Source organism: Micromonospora sp. DT46 (assembly GCF_049841735.1).
GTDB classification, from domain to species: domain Bacteria; phylum Actinomycetota; class Actinomycetes; order Mycobacteriales; family Micromonosporaceae; genus Micromonospora; species Micromonospora reichwaldensis.
Map to the genome: position 1 here is coordinate 221,891 of NZ_JBNCKW010000006.1, position 21,700 is coordinate 243,590.

The 21,700-nt window shown below is 72.3% G+C and carries 14 protein-coding genes; 5 read left to right on the top strand and 9 right to left on the bottom strand.

Features of this window, described 5'->3' with window-relative positions; all coding sequences use genetic code 11:
- Positions 1–71: 71 nt before the first annotated feature.
- From ACLQ20_RS18180 to ACLQ20_RS18215, 8 genes are all read right to left on the bottom strand, one after another.
- Positions 72–3,764 (bottom strand): discoidin domain-containing protein, encoded by a 3,693-nt coding sequence (locus ACLQ20_RS18180; protein ID WP_425856754.1) that lies wholly within the window; start codon positions 3,762–3,764, stop codon positions 72–74.
- A gap of 178 nt (positions 3,765–3,942) precedes the next feature.
- Positions 3,943–6,825, bottom strand: coding sequence for a discoidin domain-containing protein (locus ACLQ20_RS18185; RefSeq protein WP_425856757.1), 2,883 nt, complete (start codon positions 6,823–6,825; stop codon positions 3,943–3,945).
- A 138-nt stretch (positions 6,826–6,963) separates the two neighbouring features.
- Entirely contained in the window at positions 6,964–8,616 is a 1,653-nt protein-coding gene (locus tag ACLQ20_RS18190; RefSeq protein ID WP_425856760.1) for an alpha-amylase family glycosyl hydrolase, read from the bottom strand.
- 119 nt (positions 8,617–8,735) lie between these two features.
- Positions 8,736–9,623, bottom strand: coding sequence for a carbohydrate ABC transporter permease (locus ACLQ20_RS18195; protein WP_358114267.1), 888 nt, complete (start codon positions 9,621–9,623; stop codon positions 8,736–8,738).
- Positions 9,624–9,635: 12 nt separating this feature from the next.
- A complete protein-coding gene (locus ACLQ20_RS18200) occupies positions 9,636–10,592 on the bottom strand; it encodes a carbohydrate ABC transporter permease (RefSeq protein ID WP_327030172.1) in 957 nt (318 codons plus the stop codon).
- Positions 10,593–10,670: 78 nt separating this feature from the next.
- On the bottom strand, positions 10,671–12,050 hold the full coding sequence (locus tag ACLQ20_RS18205; protein WP_327030171.1) for an ABC transporter substrate-binding protein: 1,380 nt from the start codon (positions 12,048–12,050) through the stop codon (positions 10,671–10,673).
- Between the two features lie 363 nt (positions 12,051–12,413).
- Positions 12,414–13,415: a LacI family DNA-binding transcriptional regulator gene (locus ACLQ20_RS18210; RefSeq protein WP_132235096.1), complete on the bottom strand. Its 1,002-nt coding sequence runs from the start codon at positions 13,413–13,415 to the stop codon at positions 12,414–12,416.
- Positions 13,416–13,548: 133 nt separating this feature from the next.
- Complete coding sequence (locus ACLQ20_RS18215; RefSeq protein WP_425856766.1) at positions 13,549–15,006, bottom strand: dihydrolipoyl dehydrogenase family protein; 1,458 nt, start codon at positions 15,004–15,006, stop codon at positions 13,549–13,551.
- Positions 15,007–15,098: 92 nt separating this feature from the next.
- Here ACLQ20_RS18215 and ACLQ20_RS18220 point away from each other — a divergent pair, with 92 nt between their 5' ends.
- Positions 15,099–16,163, top strand: coding sequence for a serine hydrolase domain-containing protein (locus ACLQ20_RS18220; protein WP_425856769.1), 1,065 nt, complete (start codon positions 15,099–15,101; stop codon positions 16,161–16,163).
- Between the two features lie 222 nt (positions 16,164–16,385).
- On the opposite strand, the gene ACLQ20_RS18225 is transcribed toward ACLQ20_RS18220, so the two are convergent.
- Entirely contained in the window at positions 16,386–17,324 is a 939-nt protein-coding gene (locus ACLQ20_RS18225) for a phytoene/squalene synthase family protein (protein WP_425856772.1), read from the bottom strand.
- A gap of 65 nt (positions 17,325–17,389) precedes the next feature.
- On the opposite strand from ACLQ20_RS18225, the gene ACLQ20_RS18230 reads away from it, so the two are divergent.
- From ACLQ20_RS18230 to ACLQ20_RS18245, 4 genes are read left to right on the top strand one after another with little or no spacing between them, the layout of a single operon-like run.
- The gene (locus tag ACLQ20_RS18230; RefSeq protein ID WP_425856775.1) at positions 17,390–18,544 is read left to right on the top strand and encodes a polyprenyl synthetase family protein; all 1,155 of its coding nucleotides are present in this window, start codon (positions 17,390–17,392) and stop codon (positions 18,542–18,544) included.
- Positions 18,544–20,052 carry a phytoene desaturase family protein gene (gene crtI, locus ACLQ20_RS18235; protein ID WP_327031129.1) on the top strand — a complete coding sequence of 503 codons (1,509 nt, stop codon included), beginning with the start codon at positions 18,544–18,546 and terminating at the stop codon, positions 20,050–20,052. The genes ACLQ20_RS18230 and crtI overlap by 1 nt, the downstream gene beginning before the upstream one ends.
- Positions 20,053–20,086: 34 nt before the next feature.
- On the top strand, positions 20,087–20,716 hold the full coding sequence (gene idi / locus ACLQ20_RS18240; protein WP_151456591.1) for an isopentenyl-diphosphate Delta-isomerase: 630 nt from the start codon (positions 20,087–20,089) through the stop codon (positions 20,714–20,716).
- The gene (locus tag ACLQ20_RS18245) at positions 20,706–21,656 is read left to right on the top strand and encodes a MerR family transcriptional regulator (protein WP_425856778.1); all 951 of its coding nucleotides are present in this window, start codon (positions 20,706–20,708) and stop codon (positions 21,654–21,656) included. The genes idi and ACLQ20_RS18245 overlap by 11 nt, the downstream gene beginning before the upstream one ends.
- The last annotated feature ends 44 nt before the right edge of the window (positions 21,657–21,700 follow it).

The following is a 21,700-nucleotide window of genomic DNA, read 5'->3' on the forward strand; positions in this document are numbered from 1 at the left end:
GGTGCCGCCACTCGGTGTCGAGTGGCCGCACCGCCCGGTGGACCGGCCGCCGCCCGGGCGACCAGGGTGGGTCAGTTGCGGTTGATGGTGAACGTCGTGGTGGTGTTCTGGATGTCCACCGCGTTGTTGCTCAGCCGCAGGTTGTTGAAGGTGACCGACCCGACGGCCGGGCCCTGCCCCGCCTCCGGCATCTGGTTGGCCCAGATGCCGAAGCCGGACTTCGCGTCGTACGCGTCACCGCTCTTGCGGGCTCCGCTGATGGAGACGTTGGTGAAGACCGTGTCGGTGACCGGGAACTGCGGCTGCCCGCCGACGTAGTTGGTCTGGAACATGATGCCGCTGTAGGTCGGGTCGACGATGTCGACGTCGCTGACCCGGATGCCCTGGAACACCTTCGAGGCGGAGAAGACCCAGATCGCCGGGAAGGTCTGCGCGCCCCAGAAGTGCCCACCGGCCCGGACGATCGAGATGTTCTCGAACCGGGTGGGCGGGCTCGCCCCGAAGCCGTTCATCGGGTAGCCGAAGTCGAGCGAGCTGATGGTGATGCCGGAGTAGACGAGCGTGTCCGCGATGTAGATGTTGCGGAACGTGTTGCCGTAGCCGCCGTAGACGGCCACGCCGGCGGCCCGCCAGGTCAGCGTCGAGGTCAGGTTCTCGTAGACGTTGTCCTTCATGTCGGCGCCGCCCGCGTCGATCGCCGAGAACAGCGCGAAGCTGTCGTCGCCGGTGGCCCGGGCGTCGTTGTTGCTGACCAGGTTGTTGGTGCTCCCGTTGGTCATGTTGATGCCGTCGGCGAACATGTTCCGGATCCGGGAGTTCTTGATCGTCATGTGGTCGGTGTTCGCGCCCCAGTAGAGGCACACCATGTGCTCGTTCCAGATGTTGTCGATCACGATGTTCGACACGTTGGAGAAGTCGAACACCTTGCCCGGCCCGTCGATCCGCGAGGTGTAGTTGCCGAAGTAGGCGAAGTTCGCGAACGACGATCCGGCCGCCGAGTTCTCGGCCCGGAAGCCGATGTCGGTGTTGTCCTGGCCGGAGGGCGCGTTGAACCGGGTGTACCAGGGGCCGGCGCCGGTCACCTTGACCGCCTTGCCGTACACCTGGAACTTCGACGCGGTGGAGTAGTTGCCGGCGGGCAGGTACACCCCGACGAGGTTGCCGGTGGTGTCCATCCGCACCCGGTCCAGGGCGTTCTGCACATCGGAGTGGGTGAAGCCGGTCGGCGTGGCGTAGCGCGCCGGGTCCGGGTTCGCGATCGGCGCCACCTGCTCGGTGTTGATGAAGTCGATCGCGTACGTGGTGGTGTTGGCCGGGTCCTTCTGGAGGCGGATCCTGCTGCCCGCCGGCACGGTCGAGTTGAGCATGACGTTGGCCTCGTCGTAGATGTGCCGCGGTCCGCCCGCGCTCGGCGAGTTGCCCGGGCTGGCCTCGTTGCCGTAGAGCCAGGCGTACCGGGACGTCAGGTCGATGGCCTTGTGGAACGCGCCGTTGACGTAGACGTTCAGCGTCGAGTTGATCCCGCCGCCGCCCGGGGCGTCCGGGATGGAGAAGCGGGTGACCAGGGTGTTGGTGCTGGCCCGGGTGGTCCACTCGACGTAGCTGCCGGTCGAGTTGAGGGTCACCGCCCGCCGGCCGGACGCCTCACCGGCGAGGTCACCGACGGTCCGGTTCGGCCCGACGACGCTGGCGCCGCCGCCGACCACGCCGTCCTCGGCCTCGTACATGTCGTACGGCATGTTGGCGCCGCGCCCCACGAAGAGCGCGCGGTCGCTGGTGTTGTTGGCCTGCTTGACCGGCAGCTCGTTGCCGTCGGCCGCGAGCACCACCCGGACGGTGTACTTGCCGTTCGCAGCGGTCCAGGTGCCCAGATTGACCGGGCCGACCGTGGCCCCGGCGTTGATCACGCCGGAGTACGAGCCGGTCAGGGCACGGACGACCGTGCCCGCCTCGTTGAGCACGGTGAGCGTGATGCCGTGCGCGCCGGACGCGGAGGCGATGCTGCCGGCGTTGCGGATCGACACCGAGAAGCTGACCGTGTTGCCGGCCGCCGGGGTGCCGGGCGACCAGGCGACCGCGGCGGCGACCAGGTCGGAGCTGGCGACCGGGCTGACCACCAGCGGGCTCGGGTTGGTGTAGCTGTTGTTGGTGTCGTCCTGCTCGACGACGGTGTTCGACTCGTCGACCTTCGCGCTCAGCGGATAGCTGCCCGCGTCCCGGTTGCCGATGTTGGCGGTGACCGTGGCCGAGGCGCCGGCCGCCAGGCCGCCGACCGGCGCGGTGCCCACCCGGTTGGTGCCGAGGTAGAAGTTGACGTTGGTGGCGCCGGAGGCCGCCGAGCCGGCGTTGCGGACGGTGGCCGAGAGCGTGACGGTGCTCGTCTCCACGGGCGCGGACGGGCTGAACGACATGCCGGTCACGGTCAGATCCGGGTTCGGCGCGGGGGTGCCGATGACCTGGAACTCGGCGATCTGCCCGGCCGGGGCGCCGGTGTTCGAGGCGATCGAGAGCCGCACGTCGGCCGCCGCGCCGGAGACCGGGATGGTCACCGTGTTGCCGCTGGCCGGGTTGAAGGCGTAGTTCGCCGCGCCGACCAGGGTGGTGAAGGTCGAGGAGCCCTGGTCCCGCCCGAGGACGGTGATGTTCTGGGTACGCGCCCCCCAGGCGGAGTCGGGGTTCAGCTTCAGCACGACCTGGCTGAGGCTGGCGTTGGCGCCGAGCTGCACGGTCAGCGTGCTCGGGTTGCCGCTGCCCTCCCAGTAGGTGGCCACGTTGTTGTCGTTGGCGTTGGTGGCCACGAACGTGTGCACGTGCCCGGAGGCGGTGATCGGCTTGCCGACCGCCAGGTTGGTGCCGACCGGCGGGTTGCCGGTGCCGGTCCGGGTCACGGTGTTGCTGTTCGCCGACTGGTTGCCGGCGGCGTCCCTGGCCCGGACGTGGTACGAGACCGTGGCGCTGTTCGGCTGGCTGTCGGTGTACGTCAGCGTGGAGCCGTTGACGCTGCCGCGCAGCGCGCCGTTGGCGTACACGTCGTAGCCGGTGACCCCGACGTTGTCCGTGGACGCGGACCAGGTGAGCCGGATCTGCCCGCTGGCGGGCTGGGTGTACGCGAGGTTGCCCGGGACGCTGGGGGCCTGGGTGTCGGGGTTGCCGGCGGCGCCGTAGACCTCGACCTCGGAGAGTTGGGCGGCCGGCCAGCCGGTGTTGCCGGTGACCTGCACCCGCACGTACCGGGTGCTGGTCGCGGTGAAGCTGACGGTGACGGTGTTGCCCGTGGCCGGGTTGAAGGTGTGGCCGCCGGACGCCTTCAGGGTGGTGAACGACGAGCCGTTGGTGGAGCCGAGCACCGACAGCGTCTGGGTGCGGGTCTGCCAGTCCGACGAGGGCGGCAGCTTGAGCACCACCCGGTCGACGGTGACGGTGGCGCCGAGGTCGGCCTGGATCCACTGCGGGAACGCGTTGTTGGCGCTCTCCCAGTAGGTGGCCGCGTTGCCGTCGTTGGCGTTGCTCGCTACGTAGTTCTGGTTGTGGCTGCTGGCGGTCATGGTCGCGGAGAGCCCGGCGAGCAGGGCGGCGCGGGCGGCGGTCGCGGCCGGGTCCGCCGTTGGCGCGGCGGCAGCCGGGGTGACGGCCGGGACGGCGGTGAGGAGCAGCCCGGCGAGCACGCCGGCGAGCAGCCGCCGGTTGGCCGGGCGGGTCGACCGGGGGACGGGACGGGGCGCGCCGGCCGGCGCGGTCCCGGGTCTGGTGCCGTTTCTGGACATGGGTCGCTACACCTCTTTCGGGGGTGGGGTGCGGGTGCGTTGCCCGGTGACGGGCGCAGGGGTACGCCCGTCGTGCCGCGACAGGTGGGGGACGGTGCGGGGCGGAGGTCGGGGCGGCGCTGCGTCGGGCCACCCGGGACCGGGACGGCCCCCGCCGGGACGGGCGGGGGCCATCGGGCTAGCTGGAGTGGACCTCGAACTCGCTGAGCTGGCCGGCGGGCCAGCTGCTGTTGCCGGTGAACGTCAGCCGCAGGTACCGCTGGCTGGTCGCCGCGAAGGTCACGGTGACCGTGTTGCCGCTGGCCGGGTTGAAGGTGTGGCCTGCGGACGCCTTCAGGGTGGTGAACGACGAGCCGTTGGTGGAGCCGAGCACCGACAGCGTCTGGGTGCGGGTCTGCCAGGCCGAGGGCGGCGGGAGCTTGAGCACGACCCGGGACACCGTCCGGTTGGCGCCCAGGTCCACCGTCAGCGACTGCGGGAAGGCGTTGTTGGCGCTCTCCCAGTAGGTGTTCGGGTTGCCGTCGACCGCGTTGGCCGCCACGTACACGTCGGCGTGGCTGGTCGCCGCGGCCGGTCGACCGAGCGCCAGGTTCCCGGCCGGGGGCGGGGTCGTCGGCGGCGGGGTCGTCGGCGGCGGGGTGGTGGTGCCGCCGCCGTACACCTCGAACTCGGAGAGCTGCGCCGCCGGCCAGCCCGTGTTGCCGGTGACGGTCAGCCGGACGAACCGGCGCTCGCCGGCCGGCACGCTGATCGACACCGTGTTGCCGCCGGCCGGGTCGAACGTGCGCCCGGCCGACCCGGCGAGGGTGGCCCACGAGGAGCCGTCGGTCGAGCCGAGCACCGACAGCGTCTGGGTCCGGCTCTCCCAGCCGGCGGGCAGCTTCAGCACCACCCGGTCGACGGTGCGCGCCGCGCCCAGGTCGACGGTCAGCGACTGCGGGAACGCGTTGTTGGCGCTCTCCCAGTAGCTGGCCGCGTTGCCGTCCACCGTGTTCGTCGCGACGTAGTTCTGGTTGGCGCTCGTCGCGGTCACGGGCCGCCCCTGCGCCAGGTTCCCGCCGGTCGGGGGCGGGGTGGTCGGCGGGGGCGTGGTGGGCGGCGGGGTGGTCGGGGGCGCGGTGGTCGGCGGCGTCGTCGGGGGCGGGCTGGTGGGGCCGCCGCCCCACTGCGGCTCGGGCCACGGCCCGCAGTACGGCGTCGACGTGTACCAACCGGAGTTGCCGGTGCCCTGGGTGATCTGGAAGCCGCTGCCGACGCAGTTGTGCATCGGGTTGGACTGGGCGATCCCGGTGGCCCGCACGTTCGTGAACGACACCTGGCTGGGCGCCTGCACCTGGAGGGCGTACGTGCCCGCGCCGTCGATCCGTACGTTGTTGAAGCTGATCCCGCTGGACTGTCCCTCGATCCAGTGCAGCGCCGCGTACGAGCTGTCCAGGATGTCGGTGTCGGTGACGTTGACCGCCGCGCCCTGGATGGGCTCGTTGAGCGCGGAGAACCAGATGGCGCCGACGCCGAAGCGCCAGTTGTAGTCCGAGTTGCCGTTGCGGATCAGCGTGTTCCGGGCGACGGTGATCGTCCCGGAGACGGCGGTCGGGCCGGTCACGCCCGGGTAGCGGTTGGCGACGTGGATGCCGCCACCGTTGGTGACCGAGTCGGCGGTGACGTTGTCGGTGATCTTGATGTCCCGCCCGCCGTAGGTCACCAGGTGGTTGGCGAGGATCGTCACGCCGATCGTGTTGCGGGTGAAGGAGTTGTTCACGTTCGGCACGCTCTGCGCCCACATGGCGAGGGCGTCGTCACCCGTGTTGCGTACGAACGTGTTGGTCACCGTGGAGTTGGTGACGCCCCAGTGGAAGTTCACCCCGTCGGCGGTCTGGTCGAGGATCCGGCTGTTGCGGATGGTGAAGTTGTCCATCGGGCCGTCCATCCAGGCCCCGACCTTGGTGTGCTGCATCCAGACGTTGTCGACCACCGAGTTCGACATCGCCCCGCCGATGGCGTTGACCTGGTCGTCGTCGATCCGCTCCCGGATGTCGCCGATGATGGCGAAGTCGCGCAGCGTGACGTTGCGGCTGGGTCCGCCGGCCTCGTGCGGCCGGATCTCACCGCTGTAGCCGCCGCCGGGGACGTACTTGCCGTAGATGCCGGCGGCCCGCTTGCGGTCGGTCGGGTGCCGCCCGCCGAGCACCGAGTACCACGGTCCCGCCCCGCGCAGCGTCACCCCGTCGACGACGACGTGGTCCCAGAGGGTGAACGTGCCGGTCGGGATCCAGACGGCCCGGCCCTGGGCCTTGCCGGCGTCCACCGCCGCCTGGAACTTCGCGGTGGAGTCGGTCGCCCCGGTCGGGTCGGCGCCGAAGTCGGTGACCACGTCGAGCGCGCCGGACGGCTTCGCGATCGGGGCGCCCACCAGCTCGAAGTCGGCCAGGTCGATGGTGAAGGTCGGCGACTGGGCGGTCGAGGAGACCTGGAGGCGGATCTTGCTGCCGGCCGGGTACGTGGTCCCGAACATGGCCCGGGTCTCGTCGTAGAAGTGGTGCGGGTTGGTGTCGCCCGGGTTGTTGTTGAACGGGTAACCGCCGTAGTACCAGCCGTACCGCGAGGTCACCGGCACCGCCTTGACCAGGGTGCCGTTGGCCCGCAGGTCGATGCTGGCGTCCCGGCCGGTGCCGGCGGCGTTGTCCGGCAGGCTGTAGCGGAAGGTCACCGCGTTGGCGGGCGCGGTGAGGGTGAACTCGACGTACTCGCCGACGGCGTCGAGGGTGACCGCCTCCCGGCCGGACGCCTCGGACGGCAGCGTGCCGTAGCGGCGGTCCGGGCCGATCCTCGTGCCGGTGTGCGCGACCTCCTCCGCCTCCTGCTCGACGAACGGGACGGTGGCGCCCCGCCCCGGGATGTCGAACGGCGAGAGCCCCGCCGCCTGGGCGGGGGTGGCGGTGCTGGTCAACGCGATGACGGTGAGCGAGGTCGCGGTGAGGGCGAGGCCGGCGAGGGCGGCGATACCCGCCCGGGTCCTGGTTCCGGGGGGCGCGTGCGGGGTGGCGGTGGTGTGGTCGGGCATCGGCGAACTTCTCCCTGTCGTCGGTGGTCCCCCCGTGCGGTACAACGTGGCGCTGTAGCTGCGTACCTCCTTCCCGGGTGCGGGTGCGGGTGCCGCGGTGCCGACGGCCGGGACGGGCCGCCGGCACCGCGCGGGTGGTCAGACCGTTTCGGGTCCGGCCGGGTCTTCTTCGGCGGTACGCAGCCAGACGGCGGTGTCCGGCGGAAGCAGGTCGTCGTCGAGCGGCCCGCTGGCGAGCAGCCGCCCGGTGTGGGGCGGCAGCGGCACCGCGACGTCCGAGAGGTTGACCAGGCAGGTGAAGCCGGGCCGACGGTGGTAGGCGAGCACGTCGTCCGGGGCGGGCAGCCAGCTCATCGTCCCGTCGCCGAGCGCCGGCTCGGCCCGCCGGATCCGGATCGCCGCCCGGTACAGCTCGAGCATCGAGGACGCGTCGCCGGTCTGCGCCCGGACCGTCTGGTCCTTCCACCCGGCCGGCTGGGGCAGCCAGGGGGCGGTGGCGTCGTCCGGACTGAACCCGAACGGCGGCTCGTCGCCGGCCCAGGGCAGCGGCACCCGGCAGCCGTCCCGGCCGGGGTCGATCCGGCCGGAGCGTTCCCACATCGGATCCTGGCGCAGCGCGAACGGGATGTCCTCGACCTCCCAGAGGCCCAGCTCCTCGCCCTGGTAGACGTAGGCGGCGCCGGGCAACGACAGCGACAGCAGCACGGCGGCCCGGGCCCGGCGGGTGCCCAGCTCCAGGTCGGTGGGGATGCCCTCGCGCTTCGCGGCGAAGCTGAACGTGGTGTCCTCCCGCCCGTAGCGGGTGACGTGCCGGGTGACGTCGTGGTTGGAGAGCACCCAGGTGGCGGGCGCGCCGACCGGCGCGTGCGCGCTCAGCGTGCCGTCGATGCTGTCGCGCAACGCCGTGGCGTCCCAGGCGCAGCCCAGGAAGTCGAAGTTGAACGCGGCGTGCAACTCGTCCGGGCGCAGGTAGTTGGCGAAGCGCTGCCGGTCCGGCATCCACACCTCACCGATCAGCGCCCGGTCGCCCGGGTACTCGTCGGCGACCCGCCGCCAGGCGCGGTAGATCTCGTGCACGCCGTCCAGGTCGCGGAACGGGTGTGGCCGGTCCGGCAGGGTCTCGGGCAGCGTCCCGTCCTTGACCAGCAGCCCGGCCGAGTCGATCCGGATGCCGTCCACCCCCCGGTCGAACCAGAACCGCAGGATGTCCTCGAACTCCGCCCGCACCCTGGGGTGGTCCCAGTTGAAGTCGGGCTGCTCGGCGGTGAACAGGTGCAGGTACCAGTCGCCGGGGGTGCCGTCCGGGTTGGTGGTCCGGGTCCACGTCTCGCCACCGAACTCGCCGACCCAGTCGGTGGGCCGTTGGTCGCCGTTCGGGCCCCGGCCGGGCCGGAACCAGAACAGCTCCCGCTCGGGCGCGTCCGGCCCACCGGCGAGGGCCGCCTGGAACCAGGGGTGCGCGTCGGAGCAGTGGTTCGGCACCACGTCGACGATGGTCCTCATGCCGAGCGCGTGGGCCTCGGCGATCAACGCCTCGGCCTCGGCCAGGGTGCCGAAGACCGGGTCGATGTCGCGGTAGTCGGAGACGTCGTAGCCGGCGTCGGCCATCGGGGAGGGGTACCAGGGACTGAACCAGATCGCGTCGATGCCGAGCGCGGCCAGGTGATCCAGCCGGGACCGGATGCCGGCGATGTCGCCTATGCCGTCGCCGTCACCGTCGGCGAAGCTACGTGGGTACACCTGGTAGATCACCGCTCCACGCCACCACGGACTGTTGTCTGCTGTGGACACGGACACCTGCTTTCTGCGTCGGCACGTCGGCGTTGTCGCCGGACCTGAATGTGTGTCGGGCGAACGGTCGTTGGTCGCCGACGGGGTTTCGGTGGTGGTGATGCGTCGGTGCGCCGGCCCTATCCCTTGAGGCTCCCGGTGGTCAGGCCGGACATGATGTTGCGCTGGAAGATCAGGAAGACGATGACGGTCGGGATCGCGGCGATGACCGAGGCGGCGACCACCACGTTCATGGGCGTACCGCCCGAGAAGGCGTAGATGCCGACGCTGACCGTCCGGGTCTCGGGTGACGGCATGACCAGCTTCGGCCAGAGGAAGTCCTTCCAGACCGCGGTCACGGCGAAGATCGAGACCACGCCGAGGATGGGGCGGGACATCGGCAGGACGATCGACCAGAGCGTGCGCAGCGGGGTCGCCCCGTCCATGAGGGCCGCCGCCATCAGCTCCTCCGGGATCGAGTCGAAGAACCGTTTCAGGAGGAAGATGTTGAACGCGTTCGCGACCAGGGGCAGCCAGATCGCGAACGGCGAGTCGAGCAGGTTGACGTGCAGGATCGGCAGGTCGATCACGGTCACGTACTGCGGGACGATGAGGACCATCGCGGGGATCATCAGCGTCGCCAGCATCAGGCCGAGGATCACGTTGCCGAAGATCGGCCGGAGCTTCGACAGGGAGTACGCCGCGGCGGTGTCGAGGACGAGTTGGAACAGCACCGCGCCGGTCGCGTAGTAGAACGTGTTGAACAGCAGCTTGGCGAGATCCAGGTTGTGCCACGCGTCGACGTAGTTCTGCCACTGGGGATCCTGCGGGAACAGCGACGGCGGGGTCTGCGCGATCTCCTGGCCGGACTTGAGCGCGCCGGTGACCATCCAGTAGAGGGGCCCGAGGAAGACGAGCGTGAAGCCCGTCACGACGACGGCGAGCAGCGCCCAGTAGATCACCCTGCCGCGTCCCCGCCTGAGCTGGGCGGGGGAGACGAGTGTCCGGGTCCCGGAGTCCTGTGCCATTCCGCGTCCGTCCTAGTCCTGTTTCGCAGTCAGCCGCACGTAGACGGCGGAGAAGCCGGCCAGCACCACGAGCATGATCACGCCGAGCGCGGCGGCGCCGTTGAGATCGTTCTGGAAGAAGCCGTGCTGGTAGATGAGGTACGCGACCGAGGTCGCCGAGTCCTCCGCGCCCGCGCCGTTGGCGAGGATCAGCGGCTCGATGAAGAGCTGCATGGTGGCGACGATCTGAAGCATCGCCAGGAGCGCGAGGATCAGCCGGGTCTGCGGGACGGTCACGTGCAGGATCCGCCGCCAGATCCCGGCCCCGTCCAGCTCGGCCGCCTCGTAGAGTTCGCCGGGGATGTTCTGCAACGCCGCCAGGTAGATCAGCACCGCGCTGCCCATGTTCATCCAGGTCGACGCCAGCACCATCGCGGGCATCGTCATCTCGGGGGACTGCATCCACTGCGACGTCGGCAGGTGCAGCGCCTTGAGGATCGCGTTGAGGAGTCCCGCGTCGCTGGGGTCGTACGCGTAGAACTTGAACAGGAAGAGCGCCGAGGCCGGCGGCAGCATGACCGGCAGGTAGACCAGGATCCGCAGGTACCCCTTGGCGTGGCGGAACTCGTTGAGCAGGATCGCCACGAAGAACGGCACCACGTAGCCGAGGACGAGCGCGAGGACCGTGAAGTAGAAGGTGTTCTTCCAGGCGGTCCAGAAGCTCGGGTCGTCGAGGATGCGGGCGTAGTTGTCCCAGCCCACCCAGGTGGTCTCGCCGCGCCGGGTGCGCTGGAAGCTCATCACGATGCCGCGGATCATCGGGTACCAGGAGAAGACCACGAAGCAGAGCACCGCACCGATCAGGAACGCGTGGCCGGTGAGGTTGTCCCGCACCTTGCGGCCGAGGCTCGTACGCTGCGGCCCGACCGGGGACGGCGACGCGGGACGACCCGTGTCTCTGGTGGTCCCCGGGGCGGAGAGGATCGCCAAGGCAACTCCTGGTGAGTCGGTGACCGGACGGGCGGTGCGGACGGGGTGGGGGCCGGCGCACCGGCCCCCACCGTCGGGTCAGCTCGCCGCGGCGAGGAGCTGGTTGACCTTGTCCTCGGCCGTCTTGAGCAGCGCGTCGATGTTCGCGTTCGGGTTGGTCAGCACCCCGGACATCGCCGCGTCGAGCACCGCGTAGATCGCCTGCGCGTTGCGCGGTTCGCCCTTGATCTGCACCGGGGTGGCCTCGAAGAGCGCGAAGTTGGCGGTGTCGACGTTCGCGTTCGCCTTGCGCAGTTCGAGCTCCTGCTTCTGCGCGTCACTGCCGTTGGCGAAGAGCAGCGGCTGGGGCAGGCCGACCGGGTAGTTCTGCGGCTTGGCCCGGACGTAGTCGAACTGGCCCTTGCCCGGCGTCAGCTTCTGGTAGGCGATCCACTTCAGACCGGCCTCGACCTGCTCCGGGGAGAGGCCCTTCTTGAAGAAGTAGCCCTCGCCGCCGCCGAGCGTGCCCTTCGCCGCGCCGTCCTGACCGGGCAGCGGGGCCATCGCCCAGTCCTGGAACTTGCCCTGGAACTGGCTGACGATCGCCTGGGTGGAGTCCGGCGCGCCGATGAACATGCCCACCTTGCCGGCGGCGGCGTTGGTCAGCAGGTCTCCCCACTGGAGCAGCTGGCGGCTGCCCATGCTGTTGTCGCCGTACCGCATGTCCTTGAGGTTCTGCAGGACCTGCTTGCCCATGGCGTTGTTGAAGTCGGCCTTCTTGCCGTCCTCGGTCAGCATCTGGCCGCCCTGCGAGTAGAGCAGAGAGGTGAAGTGCCAGCCGCCGGTGTTGCCGGCGCTGTACTCCGAGTAGCCGGCGATCCCGTTGCCGAGCGCGGAGATCTTCTTGGCGGCCGCCCGGACCTCGGGCCACGTCTTGGGCGGGTTGTTGACGTCGAGCCCCGCCTGCTGGAACAGCACCTTGTTGTAGACCAGGCCCATCGAGTAGTTCTTCGCCGGGACGGCGTAGAGCTTCCCGTCGTGGCTGAAGGCCTCCTTGAGCGCCGGGTCGACGCTGTCCCAGGTGGGGACCGTGTCCTTGTCGGCGTACTCGCTGATGTCCATCGCCTGGCCGGAGTCCAGCACCTGCTGGAGATCGGTCATGTACCCGTAGAACAGGTCGGTCACGGTGCCACCGGCCAGGCGGGCGGTGAAGTCCGGCGGGTTGTTGCACTGCTCGCCGACGCTCACGCTCTTGATGACGATGTCGGGGTTCTGCCGCTGGAATTCGGCGACGTCGTCGTTCCAGTTCTTCAACAGCTCTTTCTGGGAGCCGACCGGCTGGCAGTCGACGGTGACGGTGACCTTGCCGCCTGCGCTGCCTGTCGCGTCGTCGCTCTTCGTCGAACAGGCCGCAAGGCTGAGCCCCAGGCCGGCCACGAGCGCCAACGCCGCAGTCTTCCGGTACTGCGGTACGGACATCTGTCCATCCCTTCGGGAACGGTGTCTCCATGACCTGCGCTGATGCCCGGTGGTCGTCACCGCGCCGATGCGCCGGCACTGATCTGCATCTGCCAAGCGACCTGACCCCGGGTAGCTGCGCCGGGGCCAGGTGTGAGTGGGGTCACTGTAGCCAAGCGAACTTGTCCCAGCAAGGTATCGATCTCTTGCTGAAAAGACGAGACTTTGGGGCGACAGAATTTGACAGGATCTTGGAAGGCAACCTATTTGCGGCTTTGGCCCGACCGGTTCCTGCCACCGGGCAGGCAGAACGGAACGGCCGCCGACCGCGGGCAGCGGTCGACGGCCGTTCCGTCGTTCGGGTGGGCGGGGGGCGGGCCCGGGTCAGCGACCGGGGGCGGGCGCGGTGGAACCGCGGACGACCAGCTCGGGCTCGAACAGCAGCTCGTCGTGCAGCACGCCGGCGCCCTCGATCTGGGTGACCAGCAGGTCCACGGCGGCCTGCCCCATGGTCTCGATCGGCTGCCGCACGGTGGTCAACGGCGGGTCGGTGCAGGTCATGAACGCGGAGTCGTCGAAGCCCACCACCGACACGTCGGTCGGCACCACCCGACCCAGCCGCCGGGCGGCCCGGATGGCGCCGAGGGCCAGCACGTCGCTGGCGCAGACGATGCCGGTCACGCCGCGCTCGACCAGCTTGGTCGCGGCGACCCGCGCCCCCTCCATGGAGAAGCTGGAGCGCTCCACGTACGCCGTGTCGTCACCCCAGCCCGCCGCCTGGGCCATCGCGTCCAGCTTGCGCCGGGACGGCACGTGCCCCTCCGGGCCGAGCACCATCCCGATCCGCTCGTGCCCGAGCGAGCGCAGGTGCCCGTACGCCTGCTCCACCGCCACCGCGTCGTCCGTGGAGACCCGGGGAAAGCCCAACTCGTCCACCCCCGCGTTGACCAGCACCACCGGCAGGCCCCGGTCGGTCAGCCGGCGGTAGTGGTCGTGCCGGGCGTCGGCGAGCGCGTACGACCCACCGGCGAAGATCACCCCGGAGACCTGGTGGTCGAGGAGCATCTCCACGTAGTCCATCTCGGAGACGCCACCGATGGTGCGGGCGCAGAGCGCCGGGGTGAACCCGCGCTGGGCGAGGGATCCGGTGACCACCTCGGCGAGCGCCGGGAAGATCGGGTTCTGCAACTCGGGCAGCACCAGCCCGACCAGCCGGGCGCGCTCGCCGCGCAGCTTGGTGGGCCGCTCGTAGCCGAGCACGTCCAGCGCGGTCAGCACGGCCGTCCGGGTGGCCTCGGAGACCCCGTCCCGGCCGTTGAGCACCCGGCTGACGGTGGCCTCGCTGACGCCCGCCTTCTTGGCAACTTCGGTCAACCGTTTCGTCACGGTCGCAATCGTACGTCATCCCGATGAAAGAAATGAGCAGCCATCTGCCGCACGATTGCCTTCCGCTGCCGCGCGCTGCCCGCCATCCGGCATCCGGCATGCGGCATGCGGCATGCGGCATGCGGCCCGGTCGTCAGGACATGTTCCGCAACGCGTCCTCGATCGTCCGGTGGAAGGTCGGGTACGCGTAGATCATCTGCCGGAGCCGGGCGAGCGGCACGGCCGCGTGCACCGCCACCGCCAGACCGGAGAGCACCTCGCCACCGGCCGGCCCCACCGAGGTCGCGCCGATCAGCACGCCCTGGTCGGCGTCCGCGACCAGCTTGACGAAGCCCTCGTTGCCGGCCTTGTGGATCCAGCCCCGGGCCGACGACGGCAACCGGGCGAGGCCGACCTGCACGTTGACGCCCCGCTCGCGGGCCTGCGACTCGGTGAGGCCGACCGCGCCGACCTCGGGGTCGGTGAAGGTCACCCGGGGCAGCGCCCGGTAGTCGGCGCGCGGCACCGCACCGGCGGAGCCGCGCACGCCGGTGGTGCCCGACGCGCCACCCGTCGCGCTCGCGGTGCCGCTGGGGTCGGGCCCGCCTGCGGCGCGCCGGGCGTGGTCGAGCAGGTCGGCGACGACGATCCCCGCCTGGTACATCGCGACGTGCGTGAACGCCCCCTCGCCGGTGACGTCGCCGACCGCCCGGATCCCCTCCGTCACGTGCAGCCGGTCGTCCACGGCCAGGTAGCGCCGGCCGGCGTCCACCCCGACGGTGTCCAGGCCCAGCTCGTCCAGGTGGGCCCGGCGACCGGTCACCACCAGCAGCCGCTCGGCGGTGAACCGCGCCCCACCGGCCGCGTGCAGGGTGAAGCCGCGCCCGTCGTGGCTGACCCGCTCCGCCCGCACCCCGGTGTGGATCTCCACCCCGTCGGCCCGCAGCGCGGCGGCGGCCACCTCGGACGCCTCGGGCTCCTCGACGGCGAGCACCCGGTCCAGGGCCTCGACCACGGTGACCCGGACCCCGAACCGGGCGAAGACCTGCGCCAGCTCCAGCCCGATCGCCCCGCCGCCCAGCACCAGCAGCGACTCCGGCAGCTCCTCGACCTCGATCGCCTGCCGGTTGGTCCAGTACGGCGTGTCCGCCAGCCCGTCGACCGGCGGCACGGACGGTCTGGTGCCGGTGCCCAGCACGATCCCGTGCCGGGCCTGGAAGACCCGCTCGCCCACGCGTACCCGGCCGGGGCCGTCGAGCCGGGCGGTGCCCCGGACGAACCGCCCGCCCTTGCCGGTGAACCGCTGCACCGCGACCGTGTCTTCCCAGGTGTCGGTGGCCTCCTCGCGGATCCGCTTCGCCACCGGCGCCCAGTCGGGCCGGACCTCGGCGGTGCCCGCGAGCCCGTCCACCCGGCGGGCCTCGGCGATCGCGTTGGCCGCCCGGATCATCATCTTGCTCGGCACGCACCCCCAGTACGGGCACTCCCCGCCGACCAGATCACGCTCGACGCCGACGACGCTCAGCCCCGCCTCGGCGAGCCGCCCGGCCACCTCCTCGCCGCCGACCCCGAGCCCGACCACGACCACGTCCACCAGTTCCGGATCCGCCATCCCGCCAGCATCGCGCACCGCCCGGCGGCCGGCCAGCGGGTCGAGCCGGAAATCCGCTGCCCGCCGGCGTCCCGGCCTCCTACCGTGGCCGGATGCGCACCCGCTTCTCCGCCGTCCACGACTGCTTCGCCGAACTGCTCGCCGAGGGCCGGGAGACCGGGGCCGGCCTGGCGATCTGGTACGACGGCGAGCCGGTGGTCGACATCGTCGGCGGCGAGCGGTCACCGGGGCGGCCGTGGCTGCCGGACACGCTCGTGAACGTCTACTCCGTCGCCAAGCCGATCGCCGCCCTCTGCCTGCTGGCGCTGGTCGACCGGGGCCGGCTCGACCTGGACGACCCCGTCGACGACCACTGGCCCGGCTTCCGCGCCCCGGCCACCGTCCGCCAGGTGTTGGCGCACACCGCCGGGCTGCCGGCCTTCCCGGTGCCCCGGCCGGCCGCCGCCGTCGCCGACTGGGACCTGCTCTGCGCCGACCTCGCCGCCGCCGAGCCGGAGTGGCCGCCCGGGTCCGTCGCGGGCGAGCACGCCTGGACGTACGGGCACCTGGTCGGCGAGCTGGTGCGGCGGGTCGACGGGCGGTCGGTGGGCCGCTTCCTGGCCGAGGAGATCGCCGGTCCGTGGCGGCTGGACCTCGGCTTCGGCCTGGGCGAGGCGGACCAGCGCCGCTGCGCCGACCTGCGCCACGGCGATCCGGGGTGGCCGGACCGGGTGGCCGGCGAGCCGGGTTCGCTCTGGGCGCGGGCGCTGGACAACCCGCCCGGCGGCCGGGACCCGGCGGTGGTGAACAGCCCGCTCTGGCGCGGCGCCGAGGTGCCGGCCGTCAACCTGCACTCGACCGCCGGCGCCCTGGCCCGCCTCTACGCGGGACTGCTCGCCGGCGGCGTCCTCGACGGCGTACGGCTGTTCAGCCGGGAACTGGTGGCCGAGGCGACCCGGGTCCAGTACGACGGCGACGACCTGCTGCTCGGCCGGCGGACCCGCTGGACGCCGGGCATGCAGTGGGAGGAGGACGGCAGCTGGGGCATGGGCGGGATCGGCGGCAGCTCCGCCTGGGCCGATCCCGGACGCGGCTACACCTTCGCCTACGCCACGGCGCACCTGGCCGACCACGACCGGGTCGACGCCCTGGCGGACGCCCTGCACTCCTGCCTCTGACCGCACGGCCGGCGACCGGCGACTGGCGCCGGGCACCGGGCGCTGGGCACCGGGCGCTGGGCACCGGGCGCCGGGCGCTGGGCGCTGGGCGCTGGGACCAGCTCGTCATCTCCGACCACTGCCACCCCCGGCCCGCTCCGGCCAGCGCCGCCGGCTGGCCGTGGCTGCCGCCGGCCTCCGGCTGACGGGGGGGACGGGCTGACGGTCAGCGGCGGGCGGCCGTCACGGGGTCGGCACGGCCTGCGGGCCGGGCACCCGGGCGGGGCCGGGGATCACCACCGGCGTGCCGGCGGGGGTGAGCAGGGCGCGGGCGGCCACCGCCAGCCGGCGGCGCTGCGGCACCAGCGCCCGGTCGACGAAGACGTCATAGTCCCGCGCGGCCACCTCGTCCAGGATCCCGCCGTAGAGCGCGTACGCGGTGCGCATGCAGGCCTGCGAGGCGGGTGCGAGCAGGGTGATCCCGGGAGCCGCGGCGACGTAGTGCGCCTGGGCGCGGGTCACCTCGTACGCGATCAGCTCCCGGATCCGGGACGTGGCGCGGCCCCGGGCGCGCGCCTCGGCCAGGTCCTCCCGGGTGACGCCGAACAGGGCCAGGTCGTCGTCGGGCAGGTAGGTCCGCCCCCGGTCGAGGTCCTCGGCCACGTCCCGGATGAAGTTGGTGAGCTGGAAGGCGAAGCCGAGCTGGCGGGCCGGCTCCCGGGCCGCCGCCGGGTCGGAGCTGCCCAGGATCGGCAGCATCATGGTGCCGATCACCGCCGCCGAGCCCTCCATGTAGTGGAGCAGGTGGTCGTAGGTGCGGTACGAGGTGACCGTCAGGTCCATCGCCATGCTCTTGAGAAACGACGCGAAGTCGTCCCGGTCGAGATCGAAGACGGCGATCGTGTGCAGCACGGCGGGGAGCAGCGGGTCGTCCACCGGGCCGCCGTGCAGTCCGGCGATGAATCGGCCGGCCCAGTCGTCGAGCCGGGCGGCGCGCTCGGCCGGGGGAAGTTCCTCGGTGCGGTCGACGATCTCGTCGGCGTAGCGCGTAAATCCGTACAAGGCGTGCACATGCCGCCGTTTCCAAGCGGGCAGCAGCCGGGTGGCGAGATAGTAGGTGCGGCCGTGCCGTTTGTGCAGCTCACGGCAGCGGTCATAGGCAGCGGTGAGATCGGTGTCCACCGGCCCTCCTCAATTATCGACGCACAAATCGACGCAACTCGTAAGCCTAGGGTACGCTCGGTCACATGGCCAACGACGCAGTTGCGGGTAACTCGCTCCGCGTGGCCCCCACCGGCCCGACCGACGGGGACGACCCGGTCCGGGCGGTCCTGGCCGCGTACACGAAGGACCTGGTTACGGCGGTGCAGGACACCCTCGCCGCCTTCCTGGCCACCGAGGTCGACGCGTTGCGCGAGATCGACGCGGCGATGGGCGGATTCGCCGCGACGGCGCGCGACTGCGTGCTGGCCGGCGGCAAGCGCGTCCGCCCCACGTTCGCCTACTGGGGGTGGCGCGGCGCGCCGGACGGCACGGGTCCGCTGCCGGCGGTGCTGCCCGCCTTCGCCGCCCTGGAGCTGCTGCACACCTTCGCCCTCGTCCAGGACGACGTGATGGACGCCTCCGCGACCCGCCGTGGCCGGCCCACCGCGCACGTGGCGCTGGCCGCCCGGCACGCCGCCGCCGGCCACCAGGGCGACCCGCGTCGGTTCGGCGAGGCGGTCGCCGTGCTGATCGGCGACCTCTGCATGGTCTGGGCCGACCGGCTCCTCGCGCGCGCGACGCTGCCGCCGGCCCGCCTGCTCGACGTCCGGCGCTGCTACGACCAGATGCGCGTGGAGACGATCGCCGGGCAGTACCTCGACGTGCTCGGCGAGAGCGACGCGGCGAACTGGTCGGTCGACCGGGCGCTGCGGGTTGCCCGCTACAAGACCGCGAGCTACACGGTGCAGCGGCCGCTGCTCTTCGGCGCCCGTCTGGCCGGCGTCGGCGGCGACGCCCCGCTGACCGCCGCGTACACCCGCTACGGGCTGGCCGTCGGCGAGGCGTTCCAGCTCTGCGACGACCTGCTCGGCGTCTACGGCGACCCGGCGACCACCGGCAAGCCGGCCGGCGACGACCTGCGCACCGGCAAACCGACCGTGCTGCTCATGCTGGCCCGGCAGCTCGCCACGCCGACCCAGCGGCGCGCGCTGGACGGCCTCGGCGCCGACGTGGGGGACGCGGAGGTCGCCCGCCTCGCCGAGGTGGTCGCCGACACCGGGGCGGTCGACCGGGTCGAACGCATGATCTCCGACCGGGTCGACGAGGCGCTGACGGCCCTCGGCACCGCGTCGATCGACGAGACCGCGCGCACCGCGCTGACCGGCCTCGCCACCGCCGCCACCAACCGGCGGGCATGATGGGCAACTTCGCACAAGGAGGTGGTCGCGTGCGCACCGTCGACGGGCGTACGGACCGGGTGGTCGTCGTCGGCGCCGGGCTGGGCGGGCTGGCCTGCGCGCTGCACCTGGCGGGCAGCGGTCGGCAGGTGACCGTGCTGGAGCGCGAGCCGGTGCCGGGCGGCCGGGCCGGCCGGCTCGGCGTGGACGGCTACGAGTTCGACACCGGACCCACCGTGCTCACCATGCCCGACCTGATCGCCGAGGCGCTCGGCGCGGTCGGCGAGGAGCTGGACGACTGGCTCGACCTCACCCCGCTCGACCCGGCCTACCGGGCGTACTACCCGGACGGGTCGACGCTGGACGTCATCACCGACACCACCCGGATGGCCGCCGAGATCGCCCGGGTCTGCGGCCCGCGCGAGGCCGACGGCTACCTGCGCTTCGTCGACTACGCGCGCAGGCTCTGGCAGTGGGAACGCGCCGACTTCATCGAGCGCAACCTGGACGCACCCACCGACCTGCTCACCGGCAACCTGGTCAAGCTGCTGGCGGGCGGCGCCTTCCGCCGACTCCAGACGAAGATCAACCAGTTCTTCCGGGACCCGCGCACCCAGCGGATCTTCTCCTTCCAGGCGATGTACGCCGGCCTCGCCCCGCACGACGCGCTGGCCATCTACGCGGTCATCGCGTACCTCGACTCGGTGGCCGGCGTCTACTTCCCGCGCGGCGGCATCCACGCGGTCTCCCGGGGCATGGCCGGCGCCGCCGAGAAGCACGGCGTCGAGATCCGCTACGACACCACGGTGACCCGGGTGGAGACCGCGCACGGCCGGGCCACCGGCGTGGTGACCGCAGACGGCGAGCTGATCCCGGCCGACGTGGTCGTGCTCAACCCCGACCTGCCGGTCGCCTACCGCGACCTGCTGCCGCCGAGCCGTCCGCGCCGGCTCACCTACTCCCCTTCCTGCGTGGTCCTGCACGTCGGTTCGACGCAGGGGTATGGGAAGATCGCCCACCACAACATCCACTTCGGACGGTCGTGGAAGGGCACCTTCGATGAGGTCATCCGGCGGGGCGAGCTGATGAGCGACCCGTCCCTGCTGGTCACCAACCCGAGTCGGACCGACCCGTCGGTGGCTCCGGCCGGGCGGCACACCTACTACGTGCTCGCCCCGGTGCCCAACCTCGACCGGGCCCCCTTCGACTGGCGGGGCGACCTCACCCGGCGCTACGCCGACCAGCTCGTCGGGACCCTGGAGGAGCGCGGCTACGTCGGCTTCGGGGCCGGCGTCGAGGTGCTGCGGGCCGTCACCCCGGCCGAGTGGGCGGAGCAGGGCATGGCCGCCGGCACTCCGTTCGCCGCCGCCCACAGCCTCTTCCAGACCGGCCCGTTCCGCCCGTCGAACCTGCACCGGACGCTGCCGAACGTCGTCTTCGTCGGCTCGGGCACCCAGCCCGGCGTCGGCGTGCCCATGGTGCTCATCTCCGGCAAGCTCGCCGCCGGCCGCATCACCGGGGCAGCCTGATGGCCCTCCCCCTCGGACCCTGGAGACACCTGCCGTGACCACCCGCGAGAAGCATCTCGTCGAGCTCGTCGACGACGCCGGGCGGCCGCAGGGCGAGACCACCGTGGCCGCCGCCCACCAGCCCCCGGGCCAGCTCCACCGCGCCTTCTCGGTGCTGCTCGTCGACCCCGACGGCCGGGTGCTGCTGCAACGACGGGCGCCGGTGAAGACCCGCTTCCCGCTGCGCTGGGCCAACTCGTGCTGCGGCCACCCGACGCCGGGCGAGTCCCTCGTCGAGGCCGCCAACCGCCGGCTGCGCGAGGAACTCGGCGCCGGCCCGGTCGAGCTGACCGAGGTCGGGGTGTACGTCTACTACGCCGAGGACCCGGTCACCGGTCGGGTCGAGTTCGAGTACGACCACGTCCTGCGGGGCGAGTTCCGGCCGGACGACCCGCTGCTGCCCGACCCCGACGAGGTGGCCGAGCTGCGCTGGGTGGACCCCCTCTCGCTGGCGGCCGACCTCGACGCCGACCCCCGCGCGTACGCACCGTGGCTGGGCGGGGTGGTGAACCGCCTGCTGGCCCCCTCGGGTCCGGCCGCCAGCCTGCCCGGTCCGCCGGGTCCGGCCGTCACCCCGCCCGGTCCGCCGGCGAACGACGCGTCGGAGCGGTCGGGTGGCCGATGAGGCGCTGAGCGCGGGAGCCGTCGCCCGACGGCTGGGCGTCGCCGTGACCACCCTGCGCACCTGGCACCAGCGCTACGGCCTCGGGCCCAGCGAGCACGTACCCGGGCACCACCGGCGCTACACGCCGGCCGACCTCGCGCGCCTGGAGATCATGCGACGGCTCACCGCCCAGGGGGTCACCCCGGCGGAGGCGGCCCGCTGGGCCCGCCGGACACCGGACGCCGTGCCCGCCGACGCCGCCGTACCCCCACGGGTGCGCGCCGTCACCGGCCGGGACGGCGGCGGTTCGACGATCCCGGTCGGCCGGGCCGGTCCGGCGGCCCGGGGGCTGGCCCGTGCCGCCATGCGGCTCGACGCGGTCGCGATCGGCGAGACGATCGCCCGGGCCGTCCAGGCAGACGGCGTGATCGCCACCTGGGACGGGTTGCTGCGCCCCGTGCTCTTCGGCATCGGGGAGCGGCACGCCGCCACCGGTGGACTGGTCGAGGTCGAGCACCTGATGTCGCGCTGCGTCTCGGAGGCGTTCGCGGTGGCCGCCCGGGCCGGCGCGCCCGCCGGCCCACCACGCATCGTGCTCACCTGCGCCGACGAGGAGCAGCACACCCTGCCGTTGGAGGCGCTCGCCGCCGCGCTCGCCGAGGCCGGGGTCGGCTACCGGATGCTCGGCGCCCGGATGCCGCTGCCCGCGCTGCTCGAGGCCGTCAACCGGACCGGGCCGGCCGCCGTGGTGATCTGGTCGCACACCCGGGACACCGCCGACCCCACCCAGCTCAACGCCCTGCTCGCCGCGCCCCGCCGGCCGCTGCTGGTGCTCGCCGCCGGGCCGGGCTGGCTGGCGGACTCGCTGCCCGCCGGTGTGGTGCGGCCGGTCGACCTCGCCGAGGCGGTCTCGCTGGCGCTCGCCCTACGCGACTCCCTGGACCAGGCGACGGCGGACTGACGGGGGTGCCGCGGGCGGGACGCCGTCCACTAGCGTCGGGAGTT